Source organism: Nonomuraea sp. NPDC049419, assembly GCF_040676995.1.
Taxonomy (GTDB): Bacteria; Actinomycetota; Actinomycetes; order Streptosporangiales; family Streptosporangiaceae; genus Nonomuraea; species Nonomuraea salmonea.
Genome location: NZ_JBFAQB010000006.1, coordinates 22,420 through 37,603, shown reverse-complemented (window position 1 = coordinate 37,603; position 15,184 = coordinate 22,420). Strand labels below are relative to the sequence as shown.

Here is a 15,184-nt window from a genome sequence, read left to right as displayed (position 1 = left end):
CCATGGACCACACCCCCGCCGCCACCCCCCGCCCGCGCCGCCGGCCGCTGACGCTCGACGTCTCCTGGGTCCTGTCACCGCTCCTCGCGCTGCCCGGCGTCACCAGCGGCGTGGTGCTGAGCCGCGACGGGCTCATCCTCGGCGGCTCCGCCAACGTGAGCGTCGAGGCGGGAGAGCGTACGGCCGCGATGACGAGTTCGGTGCTGGGAGCCGCCCGCGCCCTGTGCGAGGGGCTCAGCAACGGCGCCGACGGCGAGGTCGTGGACATCGTCATCTCCGCGGGCACCGGCTACTACTACCTCGCTCCCGCCGGTGACCGCGCCGCCATCGTCGTGGCCGCCACCGGCGCCGTCCAGATCGGGTCTCTCGCGTACGAGGTGCAGCTCCAGGTGCAGAAGCTCATCAAGGCGCTCAACGACGCCAGCGCCGCCAGGACGCCGGAAGCCCCGGCATGACCTCCGGACGGCAGCGGCGGCGTGTCGTCCCCGACTTCATGGCCGCCGCCAAGCTGGCCGTGCCAGAACACATCAGCGTCGAACGGACGACCCTCGTCTACGTCGCCCCCGAGGCGGTCCACGGCGCGCTGGACCCACCGGGCTCTCACCTGGTGAACCTCCTGGAGGAGGGCCCGCTGTCCGTCTATGAGTGCGCGGCGCACCTGGGCCTGCCGTACTGCGTGGTACGGCTGCTCGTGGCGGGGCTGGCGGCCTCCGGCACGCTGCTGACCCGGGATCCGCCGCGCGCGGACGGACCCGACATAGAAATCTTGGAGTTGGTACTCAGTGGCCTCCGCGCTCTCTGAAAGCCGGATCAGCGCCGACCACATCCCGGTCAAGCTGATCATCGCCGGACCCTTCGGCGTGGGCAAGACGACCATGGTCAGTGCCCTGTCGGAGATCGAGCCCCTCAACACCGAAGAGGTCCTCACCCAGGCGGGCACACTGGTCGACGACCTCACCGGCGTCAACGAGAAGACCACGACCACCACCGCGATCGACTTCGGCCGGCTTACCCTGCCCGGCGTGGTGCTGTACCTCTTCGGCGCTCCCGGGCAGACCCGCTTCCAGGTGCTGTGGGAGGAGCTGGCGCGCGGCGCGCTCGGCGTGCTGGTGCTCGCCGACACCCGCCGCATCGACGACAGCTTCGCCGTGCTCGACCTGGTCGAGAACGCCGGCATCCGGTACGCGGTCGCGGTCAACCACTTCCCCGACTCGCCCGAGTACCCGGCCGAGGCGCTGCGGCAGGCCCTGGACCTCGACCCGCGCACCCCGCTGCTGGTGTGCGACGCCCGCGACCCCGTCTCCGCCCGCGCCTCCCTCATCGCGCTGGTGGAGCACATCAAGGAACTGATGTCGACATGACCCTGCGTTATCTGCCCGACGCGGGCAAGCTGTACGGGCCCGAGTTCACCAACGACCCGCAGGCGGTCTACGCGCGGTTGCGCGAGCGCCACGGGGCCGTCGCGCCCGTGGAGATCGCCCCCGGCGTCCAGGCGCACCTGGTGATCGGCTACCAGGCCGCGCTCGACGTGCTGACCAACGCCGGCGGCGTCTGGAGCAAGGACTCGCGTCCATGGCAGGTCAGGCTGCCGGACACGCCCGGCGCGGCGGCCGCGCTCGGCATGCTCGCCCACCGCGACAACGTGCTGTTCTCCGACGGCGCCGACCACGCCCGCTACCGCCGGGTGGTGATCGACTGCTACAGCATGATCCAGCCGCACAAGCTGCGCGACATGGTGATCGAGGTCTCCGACTCGCTGATCCGCGGCTTCGCCGCCAAGGGCTCGGCCGACCTGGTGCACGAGTTCGCCAGGCCGATCCCGCTGCGCGTGTTCAACCTGCTGCTCGGCCGCCCCGACTCCGACAGCGCCGCGCTCATCTCGGCCCTGTACGACATGATGGAGGCCGACCCCGAGGCGGGCGCGCGCGGCTCCGAGAACTACTACCGCTACATCATCGAGCTGATCGAGTCGAAGTACGCCAGCCGCGGCGACGACCTGACCTCGTGGTTCATCGACCATCCCGCCGGGCTGACCCAGCAGGAGGTCATCGAGGCGCTCGTCGTCACGCTGGCCGCCGGCTTCGACCCGATGGCGAGCCTCATCTCCAACACGATCTCCCGCATGGTCAGCGACGACCGCTACTACAGCTCGCTGACCAACGGCGCGCTCAGCACGTACGACGCGCTCATGGAGGCGCTGCGCGCCGAACCGGCCATGGCCAACTACGGCCCCTACTTCACCACGCGGGCGGTCGACTTCCACGGCACCTGGATCCAGCCGGCCGAGCTGGTCCTGGTGTCCTACGCGGCGGCCAACACCGAGCCGACCCACCTACCGGACGAGCTGCGCTCCGACGGCGGCTCCTACCTGGGCTTCGGCGCCGGCGCGCACCGCTGCCCCGCCTCCGACCCGGCGACGCTCATCGCCATGACCGCCATCGAGCGGCTCACCTCGTACCTGAGCGACCTCGAGCTGGACGTGCCGCGCGAGAAGCTCGAGTGGCGGCCGGGGCCGTTCATCCGCTCACTGGCCGCCCTTCCGGTCAGTTTCACCCCCATCCGCCCCGACCAGCCTGGAGAATCCCCTTGGTCAGCGCAGAGCGCGTCGCCCTCGACCCCTTCGGAACCGACCTTCCCGGCGAGTCCCGCCGACTACGCGACCTCGGCCCCCTGGTCCTCGTAGAGCTCGCCGGCGGCATCCCCGCCTGGGCGGTCACCCGGCACGACCTGCTCAAGGAGCTCGTGCTCAATCCGCTGGTCAGCAAGGACAAGCAGCACTGGCGGCTGTGGGAGGAGGTCGGCGGCCGGCCCGAGTGGATGTGGATCGCGGGCTGGATCGGCGTGCGCAACATGCTCAGCACGTACGGCGCCGACCACCGCAGGCTGCGCAAGCTCATCGCGCCGAGCTTCACCGCCCGCCGCAGCAAGGCGCTGCAGCCCGTCATCGAGCGCATCATCGCCGAGCTGCTCGACGACATGGCCGCCACGCCCCCCGGGCAGCCGGTCGATCTGCGGTCGGCGTACGCGCACCCGCTGCCGATGCGGGTGATCTGCGAGCTGTTCGGGGTGCCCGAGCACATGCGGACCGACATGGCCGAGATCATGGAAGCGGTCATGGACACCACGGCCACGCCCGAGGCGACGGCGGCCAACCTGCAGCGCATCGCCACCGTGCTGCCCGCCCTGGTCGCCTACAAGCGCGAGCACCCCGGCGACGACCTCACCACGGAGCTGATCGAGGCCCGCGACCAGGGCGACCGGCTCAGCGACGACGAGCTGCGCGACACGCTGCTGCTGCTCATCGCCGCCGGGCACGAGACCACCGTCAACCTGATCGGCAACGCGGTCCACGCCCTGCTCACCCACCCCGAGCAGCTCCGCCGGGTGCTGGCCGGGGAGATCACGTGGGAGGCGGCGGTGGAGGAGACGCTGCGCTGGGCGCCGTCCATCGCCAACCTGCCGCTGCGTTTCGCGATCGAGGACATCGAGATCGCCGGTACGCGGATCCCGGCCGGCGACGCCATCATCACCACGTACCTGGCGGCCAACCACGACCCCGCCCAGCACGGCGAGGACGCCGACCGGTTCGACGTCGCCCGGGAGCAGGCGGAGCACCTGGCCTTCGGCGTCGGCGTGCACCGCTGCATCGGCGCGCCGCTGGCCAGGCAGGAGGCGCTCACCGCGCTGCCCGCCCTGTTCGCCCGCTTCCCCCATTTGCGCCTGGCCGAGCCGAGCGGCGAGGCGCCGCACGTGCCGTCGTTCATCGCGCACGGCTGGAGCGAGCTGCCGCTGCTGCTCGACGACCCGTCCTGACGCCGTGACACGATCATGACATCGCGCTGACGGCGCGCGGACATCGCCGCACCACAGTGATTCGGAGCCGCCCCCGGGCCGGCTCCGAACCACTGCAGGAAGGCTGATGAATCGTGACAGAACGCGTACGCGTGGCCGTCTTGGGAGGCGGGCCGTCCGCCGAGCACGAGGTGTCGCTGCAGTCGGCGCAGGCCGTGCTCGACGCCTTGCCCGCCGACCTTTATGAGCCCATCCCGGTCATCATCGACCGGCGCGGCCGGTGGCCGGTGGAGCTGCGGCGCGACGTGGTGGACGTGGTCTTCCCCGTGCTGCACGGCCCGTACGGCGAGGACGGCGTCGTCCAGGGGCACCTGGAGGCGCTCGGCCTGCCGTACGTGGGGTGCGGCGTGCCGGCCTCGGCCGTCGCGATGGACAAGGTCGCGATGCGGCGCGCGTTCGTCGCGGAGGACGTGCCGGTCACCCCGCACGTGTGGTTCTCCGGCCGCGAGTGGCGCGCCACCACCGACCCGTGGGCGCTGGTGAAGCCGCTCGACTGGCCGATGTACGTCAAACCGGCCAACATGGGCTCCTCCATCGGCATCTCCCGCGTCACCTCCATGGACGAGCTGCGGGCCGGCGTGGAGCTGGCGCTCACCCACGACCGGGTGGTGGTCGTCGAGCAGGGCGTGACCGCGCGGGAGTTCGTGTGCGGCGTGCTGGGCGACCACGACGAGCCGGACGTCTCGGTGCCCGGCGAGCTGCTCGTGCCCGGCGACTGGCTCGACTACGAGGCCAAGTACCTCGGCCAGGCCGAGATCGCCGCCATCCCCGCCGTCCTGCCCGACCGGATCGCGGGCGATGTGCGCGAGCTGTCCCTGCGCGCCTACCGCGCGATCGGCGGCTACGGGCTGGCCCGGGTCGACTTCCTCTACGAGGAGGAGACGGGCCGCCTGTACGTCGGCGAGATCAACACGATGCCCGGCTTCACCGCGCGGTCCGTCTACGCCAGGTGCTGGGAGGCGAGCGGCGTCCCGTACCCGGAGCTCCTGCGCCGCCTGATCGACCTCGCGTTCGCGCGGAGCCGCGGATGATCCCCATGACGCTGCGCGAGATCGCCGAGGTCGTCGGCGCGCGCCTGCACGACGTGGCCCGCCCCGGGACGGTGGTGTCGGCCCCGGCTGCGGTGGACTCCCGCGAGGTGCGGCAGGGCGGGCTGTTCGCCGCCACGGCCGGCGCCCACGTGGACGGGCACGACTTCGCCGGTGCCGCCGTCGCGGGCGGCGCCGTCGCGGTGCTCGCCGCGCGGCCCGTCGGGGCGCCCGCGCTGGTCGTCGAGGACGTCCAGCTCGCGCTCGGGCGGCTGGCCGGGCACGTGCTCCGGCGGCTGCGCCCGGCGGTGATCGGCCTGACCGGGTCCGTCGGCAAGACCACGACCAAGGACCTGCTGGCCCAGGTGCTCGAACCGCACGGGCCGACCGTGGCCACCGAGCGGTCGTTCAACAACGAGCTGGGGCTGCCGCTCACCGTGCTGCGGGCCGACGCCGGCACCCGCTACCTGGTGCTGGAGATGGGGGCGAGCAGGAAGGGCGATCTGACCTATCTGACCGGCATCGCGCCGCCCGGGCTCGGGCTGGTGCTGAACGTCGGGGCCGCGCACGTGGAGCGCATGGGCGGCGGGCTCGCCGACGTGGCCGCGGCCAAGGGCGAGCTGGTCGAGGCGCTGCCCGCCGACGGGTGCGCGCTGCTCAACGCCGACGACCCGTACGTGCTGGGCATGGCCGGCCGTACCCGGGCGCCGATCCTGCTGTACGGGCGCGCGCCGCAGGCCCAGGTGCGGGCCGAGCACGTGCGGCTGGACGGGCGGGCACGTGCCGCGTTCGACCTGATCACCCCGACCGGCCGGGCCCCGGTCCAGCTGGACCTCATCGGCGCGCACCAGGTCGCCAACGCCCTGGCGGCCGCCGCCGTCGCCACCGCGCTCGGCCTGGACGCCGCCGGGATCGCCGCGGGCCTGACCGCCGCCCGGCGCCGCTCGGCCGGCCGCCTGGAGATCGTCGAACGGCCCGACGGCGTCACCGTCGTGGACGACGCCTACAACGCCAATCCCGAGTCCATGCGGGCCGGGTTGCGGGCGGTCCGGGCCCTGGCCGGCGACCGCCGTACCGTCGCCGTGCTCGGGGCGATGGGGCAGCAGGCCGACGCCTCCCGCGCCCGGCACGCCGACGTCGGCGCGCTCGTCGCGCTGCTCGGCTTCGACGTGCTGATCGCGGTCGGCGCGGGCGACCCGCAGGCCATGGCGGAGGCCGCGGCATCCCGCGGCGTGCACGTCCACACCGTCGCCGACCCCGCCGAGGCCGCCGCCCTGGCCTCCGCGCTGCTGCGGCCAGGGGACGTGGTGTTCGTCAAGGCGTCCAGCGAGATCGGGCTCGGCGCCTGCGCCCGCGCCCTCACCCACTGAACGGAGAACGCACATGCGCGCGATCGGCCTCATCGGCGGGCTGAGCTGGGAATCGACCGTCATCTACTACCAGATCATCAACCAGCGGGTACGCGAGCGGCTCGGCGGCAGCCACTCGGCCGACAGCCTCATCTGGTCCGTCGACTACACCACCGTAGAGGACCTCATCTTCGCCGGCCGCTGGGACGAGGTGAGCGCCCTGCTGGCCGACGCCGGCCGCAAGCTGGAGGACCTCGGCGCCGGCGTGCTGCTCGTCTGCAGCAACACCTTCAGCAAGGTCAGCGACGACGTGGCACGGGCCACCGGCGTGCCCGTGCTGCACATCGCCGACGCCGTGGGCGCCGAGGTCCGCTCCCGGGGCATGCGCAAGGTCGGCCTGCTCGGCACCCGCTTCACCATGGAGCAGCGTTTCTACCGCGACCGCCTGGCCTCCCACGGCTTCGAGGTGATCGTCCCGCCGCGCGAGCAGCGGGACCTGGTGCACGACGTGATCTTCGGCGAGCTGGTGCGCGGCGTGATCCGCGAGGCGTCCAGGGACGCCTACGCCGAGATCATCGACGGCCTCGCCGCCGCCGGGGCCGAGGGCGTCATCCTCGGCTGCACGGAGATCGAGCTCCTGATCACCGAGAAGGACACCACCGTCCCGCTGCTCCCCACCGCCCGCCTGCACGCCGAAGCCGCGGCCACCTTCGCCCTGTCGGGCTGACCCCAGGGGAGCCGCCTTGACCTTGGCGGGCCGGCCCCGGATCGCCGCCTTCACCCCGGCAGGCCGGCCTCAGGGCGCCACGCGTGAGCGCGGGCGCCCTGGGCGGTCATGGGGCGGTGAGCAGCGCGTGCAGGTTGCGGCATTCGTGGGCGAAGCGGGACTTTCTGCGGGTGCCGGCGTGGCCGGTGATGACCGGGATCTCGCCGCGGGCGTCCGTCCACGCGGCCACCTCGGCGGCGAAGGCGACCCAGGTGGTGTGGGTGACGGTGATGCGCCGATCCGTCCCCGTACCGGGGACCAGCTCGGGGAGCAGGCCCCGCAGGATGCGCCACACCTCGTGGTGGCCTCCCGCCTCGGCCAGCTCGGTCAGCGCCGCGATGGCCGCCTTGGTCTCCCGCCAGGTGCGGCGCAGCACCAGCGCGAGCTGCCGGCCGATCGCCTCGCACGGCAGCGTGCCCCGCGCGGCCAGGCTGAGGACCAGCGGCAGCGTGCCGTGCAGCTGACCGCCCAGCATGAACGCGATGATCACCCCCGTGGCCTCACCCAGCGGACCGTCCGAGAGCTCCAGGGCGGCGACGTCCGCGGGGAACAGCCCCGCACCCCAGTAGTCGTGGAGCAGGGCGGGCAGGGCGCTGACGGCCACGATCTCGGGATGCGAGGGCACCATCGCCGCCCAGGCGGAAAGCCGGCCGCGCGACTCGTCCCGCCGCCAGTAGTCCGGCTCCCGCAGCAGCACCTCGTCGATCAGCCGATGACCGCTCGGCGCCGTCACCCGCACCACGGGCCGCAGCTTGACCTCGGTGAAGTGCTCGGGCTCGCTGTCGCCGAAGTCCACCATGGACGCGCCGACCATGTGCTGCCACACGTGCCCGCACTCGGGGTCGGCCATGCCGCCCTCGGCCAGCCACCGGGCGGCCGAGGCCGCCGCCTCCGAGCCGATCTCCGCCGCCCGCGCGGCCGCCGCAGGGTGCGTTCCGCGCGGCAGCCGCAGCAGCGCCTGGGCCAGGTCGGCGGGCAGCGGCTCCACCCCGGCGGCGGCGCAGAGCGCCAAACGATCGACCAGCACGCCGGGGTCGAGGTGACCGCTCGTCGAGGTCGGCGTGGCCAGCAGCACCGGCGGCAAGGCGTCGGCGCGCAGGGCCTCGGCCAGCTCGGCGTAGCGGTGCAGCAGGAAGTCGTGCAGCGGGGCGACCGAGCCGCCACGCGGCAGCCGGTTGCGCCGCCGCCACTCCTCGGGCTCGGGCAGCTCCTCCGGCATGAAGGACCGCAGCCGGGCCGGCATGTAGGAGACGGTCACCTCGACCAGCGGCTCGTCCGGGGCCGGCGCGGGCACCGGCTGCCCGGCGCGCATCGCCGCGATCCTGTCAGGGGCGACGCCCAGCTCGGCCATGCGCTCGTAGACGTCCTCGAGGATGTGGAACGGCATGGCCTCGTCGGAGGCGTCGTAGCGGACGCCGGGCCGCGACCGTGACGCGCGGCGGTGGACAGGCGCCCCGAAGAACGCGTGGTCCTCTTCGTCCTCCCCAGGGGCCGGAGCGGTGAGGACGTCCCACCGAGACTCCTCTTCCGGTTGCCGGTGGTCAGCGGGGGAGTCGAGGTGGATCCGGCCGCCGCTGAGGGGGACCTCCTTGCCGTTCTCGCGGGCCACCGCGGCGCCCGGACCCTCGTCGCTGGTCCAGGTGATGTCGATGACGCGCAGCGGGCTGTCGTCGTCGAGGTAGCGGCCAGGACGGTAGCCGCCGAACACCACGAACCCTCTGACACCGCGACGCGGCTCCGGCGGGGGCTCCTCGCCGCGCGGGATGGCGCGTACCCGTACGGAATGGCTCGCGTTGTCCCAGGCTTTCTGCGGCTGGACCGGCGGCACCTCCGGCAGAGCGCCGGGAGTCACCAGCTCGGAGGCCAGCGCCAGCTGCCAGTGGTCGGGCTCCTTGAGCACCTTCCTGGGATGCCAGTGGCCGCGCTCGACCTGCGGCTTCAGCTCGCCGCTCAGGCGGGCCCGGTCGTCGGCGACGCCCGCGACGAAGGCCGCGAGCCAGCACTCCCTGCGCACCCAGTGCTCCTCGGCGTCCGGCTGGATCGACGGCTCGGGGAACGGCTCCGCCTGCCGCGGCGCGGGCAGCGGCGGGAACACCCTGCGCTGCTGCTCCTCGACCGGGACCTCCCCGCCGAACCGCGCGGCCAGCCGCGCCCGCTGGTCGGCGGGCAGGTGCTCGAAGCCGTCGCGGACGGCCTCGGCGTGATCGGCGAGCAGCCCGGCGTGCTTGAGCGTCAGCTCCACCGCGCGGTTGCGCACCTCGAAGGACGTGTGCGCGTACGCGGTCGTCAGCGCCGGAACGAAGTCGCCGGCCGTGTCGGGCGTGTCGGGCGTGGCCCGCAGCCCCTCGTCGAGCCAGCGCAGGCCCATGACCGCGAGCTTGGCCTCGGCTCTGAACGTGAGCGCCTCCACCGCCTCGACCAGGTCGGCGTGGCCGAGCGGCGGCGCCGCGCGCACCTGCCCGGCGGCCAGCTCGGCGACCGTGCCGGGCGCCGACGGCAGCAGCCGCAGGTAGTCGCGCAGGCGGGCGGCGGACTCGGCGGGCGTGGGCTCCAGCAGCGTGTGCAGCCGGACGAAGAACCGCAGGTCCTGAATGTCGCCGCCGCGCAGGAAACGGCTCACGCACCCGTCGAGCGCCTCCTGCCGCGGCAGCTGGCGCGCGGCGGCGGCCAGCCAGCGGGTCGGGCGAGGCTCCAGGCGTTCCTCACGCAGGACGCGGCCCGCGCCGTCGGCGGTGAAGATGCGGGGCAGCAGCACCGGCAGCAGGGGATCGTCGGACACGCCGGGCGCGGCCAGCCAGGCGGCCACCAGCGGGTCGTGGTCGGGCGGCGTGGCACCGGATGCGCGCAGCAGCGCCACGGCCAGTGGCGCGATGCGATCGGCCGGACGGCGCACCCGCAGCGCCAGCCGGGCCGCGACCTCACGACGCCACTCCGGCGAGCGCGCGGCGGCCACCCGGCACACCTGGGCGACGTCGATGTCGCGGGCCCAGCGGCGGTTGACGTCGCGGCTGGTCATCCACGACACCGCCGCAGCGGGCCCGCCGATGACCCCCACCCCGGCCAGCAGCAGCCCACCGGCCACCATCCTGATCGCGTCGGCGACCTGCCAGGAGATCATATCCTCGTGGCTCTCGTGGTATTCGGCGCGCAGCTTCTCCGTTAACGCCTCGCGCAGCTCCTTGACCAGGCCGGGCAACCGGCCCGCCAGCTCCGCGCGCTCCTCGTCCGTGAGCGCGACCAGGCGGTCCGCCAGTCTGGCGGTCCGGTTCTCGCTGATCAGCGTACGGATCTCCGTCCAGAGGCTCATCGGGAGACCTCCACGGCGGCGCGGGCGACGATCCTGGCCGCGAGCACGTGCTTGCACGGCCCGCGGGAGCCGCGATGGTCCCACCACCACTCGCACGTACACGACCCGTCGGTCAGCGACACCCGCCGCTCGCCGCCCGAGGTGCGCACGGTCGCCAGCTCGCCCTCAAGCCGCACCGCGCCTGCCTCGACCAGCTTGCGCGCCTTGGCCAGGCGCGGGTTGAGCAGCAGCACGTTGTCCTTGTCGTACGGCAGCTCGCGGTGGAAGTGCGCGGCCTCCGCCAGGTCGTATCCGACCCGGCCGGCGACGCCGAGCTGCGTCAGCGCGGCGCGTACGCGGCCGGCCGGGATGCCCGCCCGGTCGGCCAGCAGGCCGATCTCGACCTCGGGCTCGAAGTTGAGCAGCATGCCCACCACGTCGGCGTCGTTCTCGGCCTCGTCGGTGGCGAGGTCGTGGAGCACCGCGCCCTCGCCCGAGAAGCCACGCCAGCCCTCGGGGGAGAGGGTCAGCGTGTAACGCATGCCGGGCAGCTCCAGCTCCCAGGCGCTGGAGGCGGCGTCGGCGGCGCCGTAGACGCGCAGGGTCTTGGCGAAACGCAGCAGCGGCAGCAGGGTGGCCAGCCGGTTGGGGCCGGCCAGGCGTACGGACCCCGGAGCCTGCCGCTCCGACGCCTTCAGCTCCCGCCCCGCCTGCGTCACCCACAGCGTGCCGCGCTTGGGCAGCCCGCGCAGGAACCGCACCGCCGCCATGCCCGCCAGCTCGCCCCGCTGGTCCATGCCCGAGGCGATCACCTGCACCTCGGCGAACCCGCGCAGCCAGCGCTCGGGCAGCGGCACCTTCTTCTCCACCACCGCGCCGTCGCCCGTGGTCACCACCAGCTCGTCGAGGCCGACCCCGAGGTGCAGCGGGTCGCGCGCGCCGATGCGGGCCAGCGCCTCGCGCAGGGGCGCGTTCACGTCGACGTTGGTGGTGCCCCGGTCGAACACCTCGCCGTCGAGCGCGCCGCCCAGCAGGTCGAGCCGGGCGTAGACGCCGCCGCAGGCGGAGAACGACTCGAAGCGCAGCCGGTCGCCGTTGCACGTGACGACGGGGTCGCGCACCCAGCCGGGCCGCGACTGCGGCTGGTGGTAGCGGGCGAGCGCCACATCGGCGACGCCGAGCAGCGCCGCCGCGGCCGGAGCCGCCTGAGTGACCACGCCGCTGAAGAAGCGGGGGGCGAGGGCGGGCCCGGACAGGGCCCTGCCACCGGAGGTCGCCAATCCGAGGCGGCCGTCGACAAGGGAGGAAGGCGCGGCGTACGTGTACGCCTGCGTCGCTGCAGTCATGGCGGGGACGATAGATCGCCCCACCGACAATCTTGGACCCGGAACGATCGGGGCCCGGCTGGAACAAGCCTGGACCGTGCCAAGGCGGTCGCCCATCATGGCTTCATGACAGCCCCAGAAGACCAAGCACCTCCGCCGGACGACCTCCAAGAACCGGTTGCGCCGGGGAAGTCGCCCGACGATCCTCCACTAACGGTGGCGGCCCAGAAGAAGCGGCCACCGGACCGCAGCACGAGCTGGGCGCCTCCAACGGAGAGCCCTCCTTCTTACCGCGAAGCCCCACCTGCGGTCCGACCCGTTCAGCCGCCCGGCCAGGAGAAGCCCGGCGAAGATCGATCCCAGCGCAGGATCGCCATACTCACCGGCGTCACCGTGCCGATCGTGCTGGCCGTCATAGTTTTCGTGGCCACGGTAGTAGCCGGACCTTTCCAGGAGGACGTCAAAGAAGGGGTGTCCGCAGCGGAGCCACCGGTCCGAGTCGGCATCGAGGAGTCGTGGAACGAGGATGTCGACATGGGGTGGGTGTTCGATGAGCCGTTACCGGAGCACGCGCTGAACGAACTGAGGAATCTGCCGTCCACGCCGAGGTCGGTGATCGACTTCGCCGCCGCCAATGGCGGCATCCGATACTCAAGCTACTGCCTGACCTCGGCCTGCGACGCGGCCAGGACTCGCTTCAAGTTGTCGCTGACCGGACGCAGAAGGGGTGAAGTCAGAATCACCGATGTCGTCGGCAGGGTTCTGGAACGTCGAAAGCCGCCAACGGGATTCAAGCTCAGGGGCCCTACCGGCGGTGCCGAAGAAATCGAACCCGGCATCCTCATCTTTGACGCGAGCTCGACCATGGAGCGTCTCAGGAGCGTCGACGAGAGCGGACGACCGGGGCGCGCGTACTTCGATGAGAAGTTCGTCTATCTCACTCTTAACGAACCGATAGTCTTCGAGGTTCTCGCCGTCAGCTCCACCTGGGATATCGACTGGGAGCTCGTCGTCAAGGTGATCGTCGATGGAAAGCCTGGCGAAATGATCGTGAGATCCGACGGCACACCTGCCGGCAAGCCCTTCCGCAACCCGGGAAAGCTCCACGAGCACACCGCCTACCAGGGCGGTTACATGTGCGAGGTGGGCGCTCCGTCCTGCGAGCCCATGAGGGGATTCTGACGTCGATGCCGGCCCTCATGCTTCGAGGACGGTCTTCACCCGCTGCGTCGCCGAAGGCATGCCGCACGACCTCGGCCAAGGATCTGCGTCCCTCGTCGGGAACGATGACGGTCCAGCACATGGCCACCGAGAGCCGCCCGATCTCGCGTCACAGCGCCCTGTAGTGCTCGAACGTCTCCACCCGGGAGGCTCTCATGCGTCGTCTCGTGTGTCAGACGGGTGGGGCGGTGCTTGCGCGGATGATGAGTTCGGTGGCCAGCTCGACGCGGTTTTGCGTCAGTTGTTCGCCTTGGGCCAATGTCAGGAGCATCGACGTCGCGGCGGCGGCCATGTCGGCCAGCGGCTGGCGGATCGTGGTCAAGGGTGGGATGGCCCAGCGGACCGAGGGCAGGTCGTCGAAGCCGATGACGCTCAGGTCCTCGGGGATGCGCAGGCCGAGCTGGTGGGCGGCGTGGTAGACGCCGATGGCCTGGCCGTCGTTGGTGGCGAAGAAGGCCGTGGGGCGGTCGGGCAGGCGCAGCATGCGCAGGGCCTCGGTCAGGCCGCCCTGGATGAGGAAGTCGCCGCGGCCGATCAGCGCGGGGTCGACGGGCAGGCCGGCCATGTCGAGGGCGGTGCGGTAGCCGTCGAGGCGGGCGCGGCTGGACAGCGCGGAGTCGGGCCCCGTGATGATGGCGATGCGGCGGTGGCCGAGGTCGAGGAGGTGGCGGGTGGCGGTCAGGCCGCCGTGCCAGTTGCCCGCCCCGACGGACGGGACGTCGCCGCCGGGGGTGTCGGCGGGGTCGAGCAGGACGAGCGGGATCTCGCGGCGGGCGAGCAGGTCGTGCTGGGCCAGGGTCAGGCCGGAGAACACCGCGATCACGCCGCTCGGCCGCCGCCGCAGCACGCCCTCCAGCCAGGCGTCGCCCTCGGCGCTGTCACGGTGGACGTCGGAGACCGCCACCGTCAGCTCGTGCTTGCGGGCGACCTGCGCCACGCCCTTGGTGATCTCGACGGGGTAGTCGCCCTCGAGGGCGTGGAAGACCAGCTCGACCAGGGCCGTGGGGGTGGAGCGGCGGCGCTGGCGGCGGTAGCCGTGGCGGCGGATGAGCTCTTCGACGGCGGCGCGGGTCTCGGAGGACACCTCTGAACGGCCGTTCACGACCTTGGAGACCGTCGCGGTGGAGACGCCGGCCAGCTCGGCGAGCTGAGCGATGGTGAGAGGAGACGACTCCGTGGTCATGGCCGCAGTCTAGCCAGGCGAAGCCCGAACCAGGGCGATCCCCGCCTGTCAAGATCAGGCCCTCAGCGTACGTTTCGCGCTCTGGCGGTGCTGTCGCGGGCTATGAGCTGGGGCGGAACGACCAGCACCTCGTGAGCGACAGGTTCCGTCGCGTCCATCCGCCCGAGCAGCAGCTCGATGCTCAGCCTGCCGACCTGTCCGAAGTCCTGCCGGACGGTGGTGAGGGCGGGGGTGAAGTACGCGGACTCGGGAACGTCGTCGAACCCCACCACGGACACCTGCTCGGGCACCCTGATCCCCGCCTCGCTGAACGCCCGCAGCAGGCCGAGCGCCATCTGGTCGTTCGCCACGAACACCGCGCTCAGTCCGGAGACCCGGGCCAGCTCCCCGCCTGCCGCGTATCCGGATCTGGGCGTCCAGTCGCCCGTCAGCGGCTCGGGGATCCCGCGTCCCGCAGCCGACAGGGCGGCTCGCCATCCCTCGCGTCGTCCCTCGGACTCCAGCCAGCCGTCCGGGCCGCTGACGTGCCAGACGGTCTCGTGGCCCAGCGCGAGGAGGAGAGCGGTCGCCTGCCGCGCGCCTTCGGCCTGGTCCACGCGGACCACGGGCACGTGGCGGTGGTGTGGATACTCGATCGCCACGGCGGGCAGGCCGGGAGGCAGGCCGGCCAGGGCTCGCGCGGCGGCGAGCTGCGGCGCGACCACGACGACACCGTCCACGCCCTGCTCGACCAGATGCCCGATGGCCTCGTCCACGCCCTGCTCCACCAGGCTGCTGACGGCCGCGGTCGCGGTGGGGGCGTTGATGGTGCGCAGGCTGAGGACGCTGACGGAGTAGCCCGCTTCTCTGGCCGCTTGTTCGATGCCGTGGACGGTTCTGGCGGGGCCGTACAGGGTGGTGTTGAAGCCGATGACGCCGAGCCGGTGGGAGCGTCTCGTGACCAGCGCTCGCGCGGCCAGGTTGCGGCGGTAGCCGAGGATGCCGATGGCGTGCAGGACGCGCGCCCGCGTCGCCTCGCGCACTCTCGGGTGCTTGTTCAGCACGCGGGAGACGGTCTGCTGGGAGACGCCCGCCAGCCTGGCCACGTCGGCCATGATCGGGAGGTGGCGCTCGGCGGGTGGCCGCAATCTGTCCCTCTTCCGGCGTACGGCAGCATGCGGCGTCAGGCTAAGCC

13 protein-coding genes are annotated in these 15,184 nt (G+C 72.6%); 9 read left to right on the top strand and 4 right to left on the bottom strand.

From position 1 onward, the window contains the following. Nucleotides 1–2 precede the first annotated feature (2 nt). The 8 genes from AB0K12_RS19830 to AB0K12_RS19795 all read left to right on the top strand — a co-directional run bounded on the left by AB0K12_RS19830 (nucleotide 3) and on the right by AB0K12_RS19795 (nucleotide 6,956). A complete protein-coding gene (locus AB0K12_RS19830; RefSeq protein ID WP_345405362.1) occupies nucleotides 3–455 on the top strand; it encodes a roadblock/LC7 domain-containing protein in 453 nt (150 codons plus the stop codon). Next, complete coding sequence (locus AB0K12_RS19825) at nucleotides 452–802, top strand: DUF742 domain-containing protein (RefSeq protein WP_364372198.1); 351 nt, start codon at nucleotides 452–454, stop codon at nucleotides 800–802. Before AB0K12_RS19830 ends, AB0K12_RS19825 begins: the two co-directional genes overlap by 4 nt. Beyond that, nucleotides 783–1,361, top strand: a complete 579-nt coding sequence (locus tag AB0K12_RS19820) for an ATP/GTP-binding protein (RefSeq protein WP_355418269.1) — start codon at nucleotides 783–785, stop codon at nucleotides 1,359–1,361. Before AB0K12_RS19825 ends, AB0K12_RS19820 begins: the two co-directional genes overlap by 20 nt. Then, nucleotides 1,358–2,683: a cytochrome P450 gene (locus AB0K12_RS19815; RefSeq protein ID WP_364562810.1), complete on the top strand. Its 1,326-nt coding sequence runs from the start codon at nucleotides 1,358–1,360 to the stop codon at nucleotides 2,681–2,683. Before AB0K12_RS19820 ends, AB0K12_RS19815 begins: the two co-directional genes overlap by 4 nt. After that, nucleotides 2,587–3,813, top strand: coding sequence for a cytochrome P450 (locus AB0K12_RS19810; RefSeq protein ID WP_364562808.1), 1,227 nt, complete (start codon nucleotides 2,587–2,589; stop codon nucleotides 3,811–3,813). Before AB0K12_RS19815 ends, AB0K12_RS19810 begins: the two co-directional genes overlap by 97 nt. 113 nt (nucleotides 3,814–3,926) lie before the next feature. Then, nucleotides 3,927–4,883 carry a D-alanine--D-alanine ligase family protein gene (locus AB0K12_RS19805; RefSeq protein ID WP_364562806.1) on the top strand — a complete coding sequence of 319 codons (957 nt, stop codon included), beginning with the start codon at nucleotides 3,927–3,929 and terminating at the stop codon, nucleotides 4,881–4,883. Next, nucleotides 4,880–6,250: a UDP-N-acetylmuramoyl-tripeptide--D-alanyl-D-alanine ligase gene (murF, locus tag AB0K12_RS19800; RefSeq protein ID WP_364562804.1), complete on the top strand. Its 1,371-nt coding sequence runs from the start codon at nucleotides 4,880–4,882 to the stop codon at nucleotides 6,248–6,250. Before AB0K12_RS19805 ends, murF begins: the two co-directional genes overlap by 4 nt. A 13-nt stretch (nucleotides 6,251–6,263) precedes the next feature. Next, nucleotides 6,264–6,956: an aspartate/glutamate racemase family protein gene (locus AB0K12_RS19795; RefSeq protein ID WP_364562801.1), complete on the top strand. Its 693-nt coding sequence runs from the start codon at nucleotides 6,264–6,266 to the stop codon at nucleotides 6,954–6,956. A 106-nt stretch (nucleotides 6,957–7,062) separates the two neighbouring features. On the opposite strand, the gene AB0K12_RS19790 is transcribed toward AB0K12_RS19795, so the two are convergent. Further along, complete coding sequence (locus tag AB0K12_RS19790; RefSeq protein WP_364562799.1) at nucleotides 7,063–10,302, bottom strand: hypothetical protein; 3,240 nt, start codon at nucleotides 10,300–10,302, stop codon at nucleotides 7,063–7,065. Beyond that, nucleotides 10,299–11,627, bottom strand: a complete 1,329-nt coding sequence (locus AB0K12_RS19785; protein WP_364562796.1) for an SWIM zinc finger family protein — start codon at nucleotides 11,625–11,627, stop codon at nucleotides 10,299–10,301. Before AB0K12_RS19785 ends, AB0K12_RS19790 begins: the two co-directional genes overlap by 4 nt. 105 nt (nucleotides 11,628–11,732) lie before the next feature. On the opposite strand from AB0K12_RS19785, the gene AB0K12_RS19780 reads away from it, so the two are divergent. Further along, entirely contained in the window at nucleotides 11,733–12,788 is a 1,056-nt protein-coding gene (locus AB0K12_RS19780) for a hypothetical protein (RefSeq protein WP_364562794.1), read from the top strand. Between the two features lie 211 nt (nucleotides 12,789–12,999). On the opposite strand, the gene AB0K12_RS19775 is transcribed toward AB0K12_RS19780, so the two are convergent. Both AB0K12_RS19775 and AB0K12_RS19770 read right to left on the bottom strand, forming a co-directional pair. Continuing rightward, on the bottom strand, nucleotides 13,000–14,010 hold the full coding sequence (locus AB0K12_RS19775) for a LacI family DNA-binding transcriptional regulator (RefSeq protein ID WP_364562792.1): 1,011 nt from the start codon (nucleotides 14,008–14,010) through the stop codon (nucleotides 13,000–13,002). A 62-nt stretch (nucleotides 14,011–14,072) separates the two neighbouring features. Next, nucleotides 14,073–15,137: a LacI family DNA-binding transcriptional regulator gene (locus tag AB0K12_RS19770; protein ID WP_364562790.1), complete on the bottom strand. Its 1,065-nt coding sequence runs from the start codon at nucleotides 15,135–15,137 to the stop codon at nucleotides 14,073–14,075. Nucleotides 15,138–15,184: the final 47 nt, after the last annotated feature.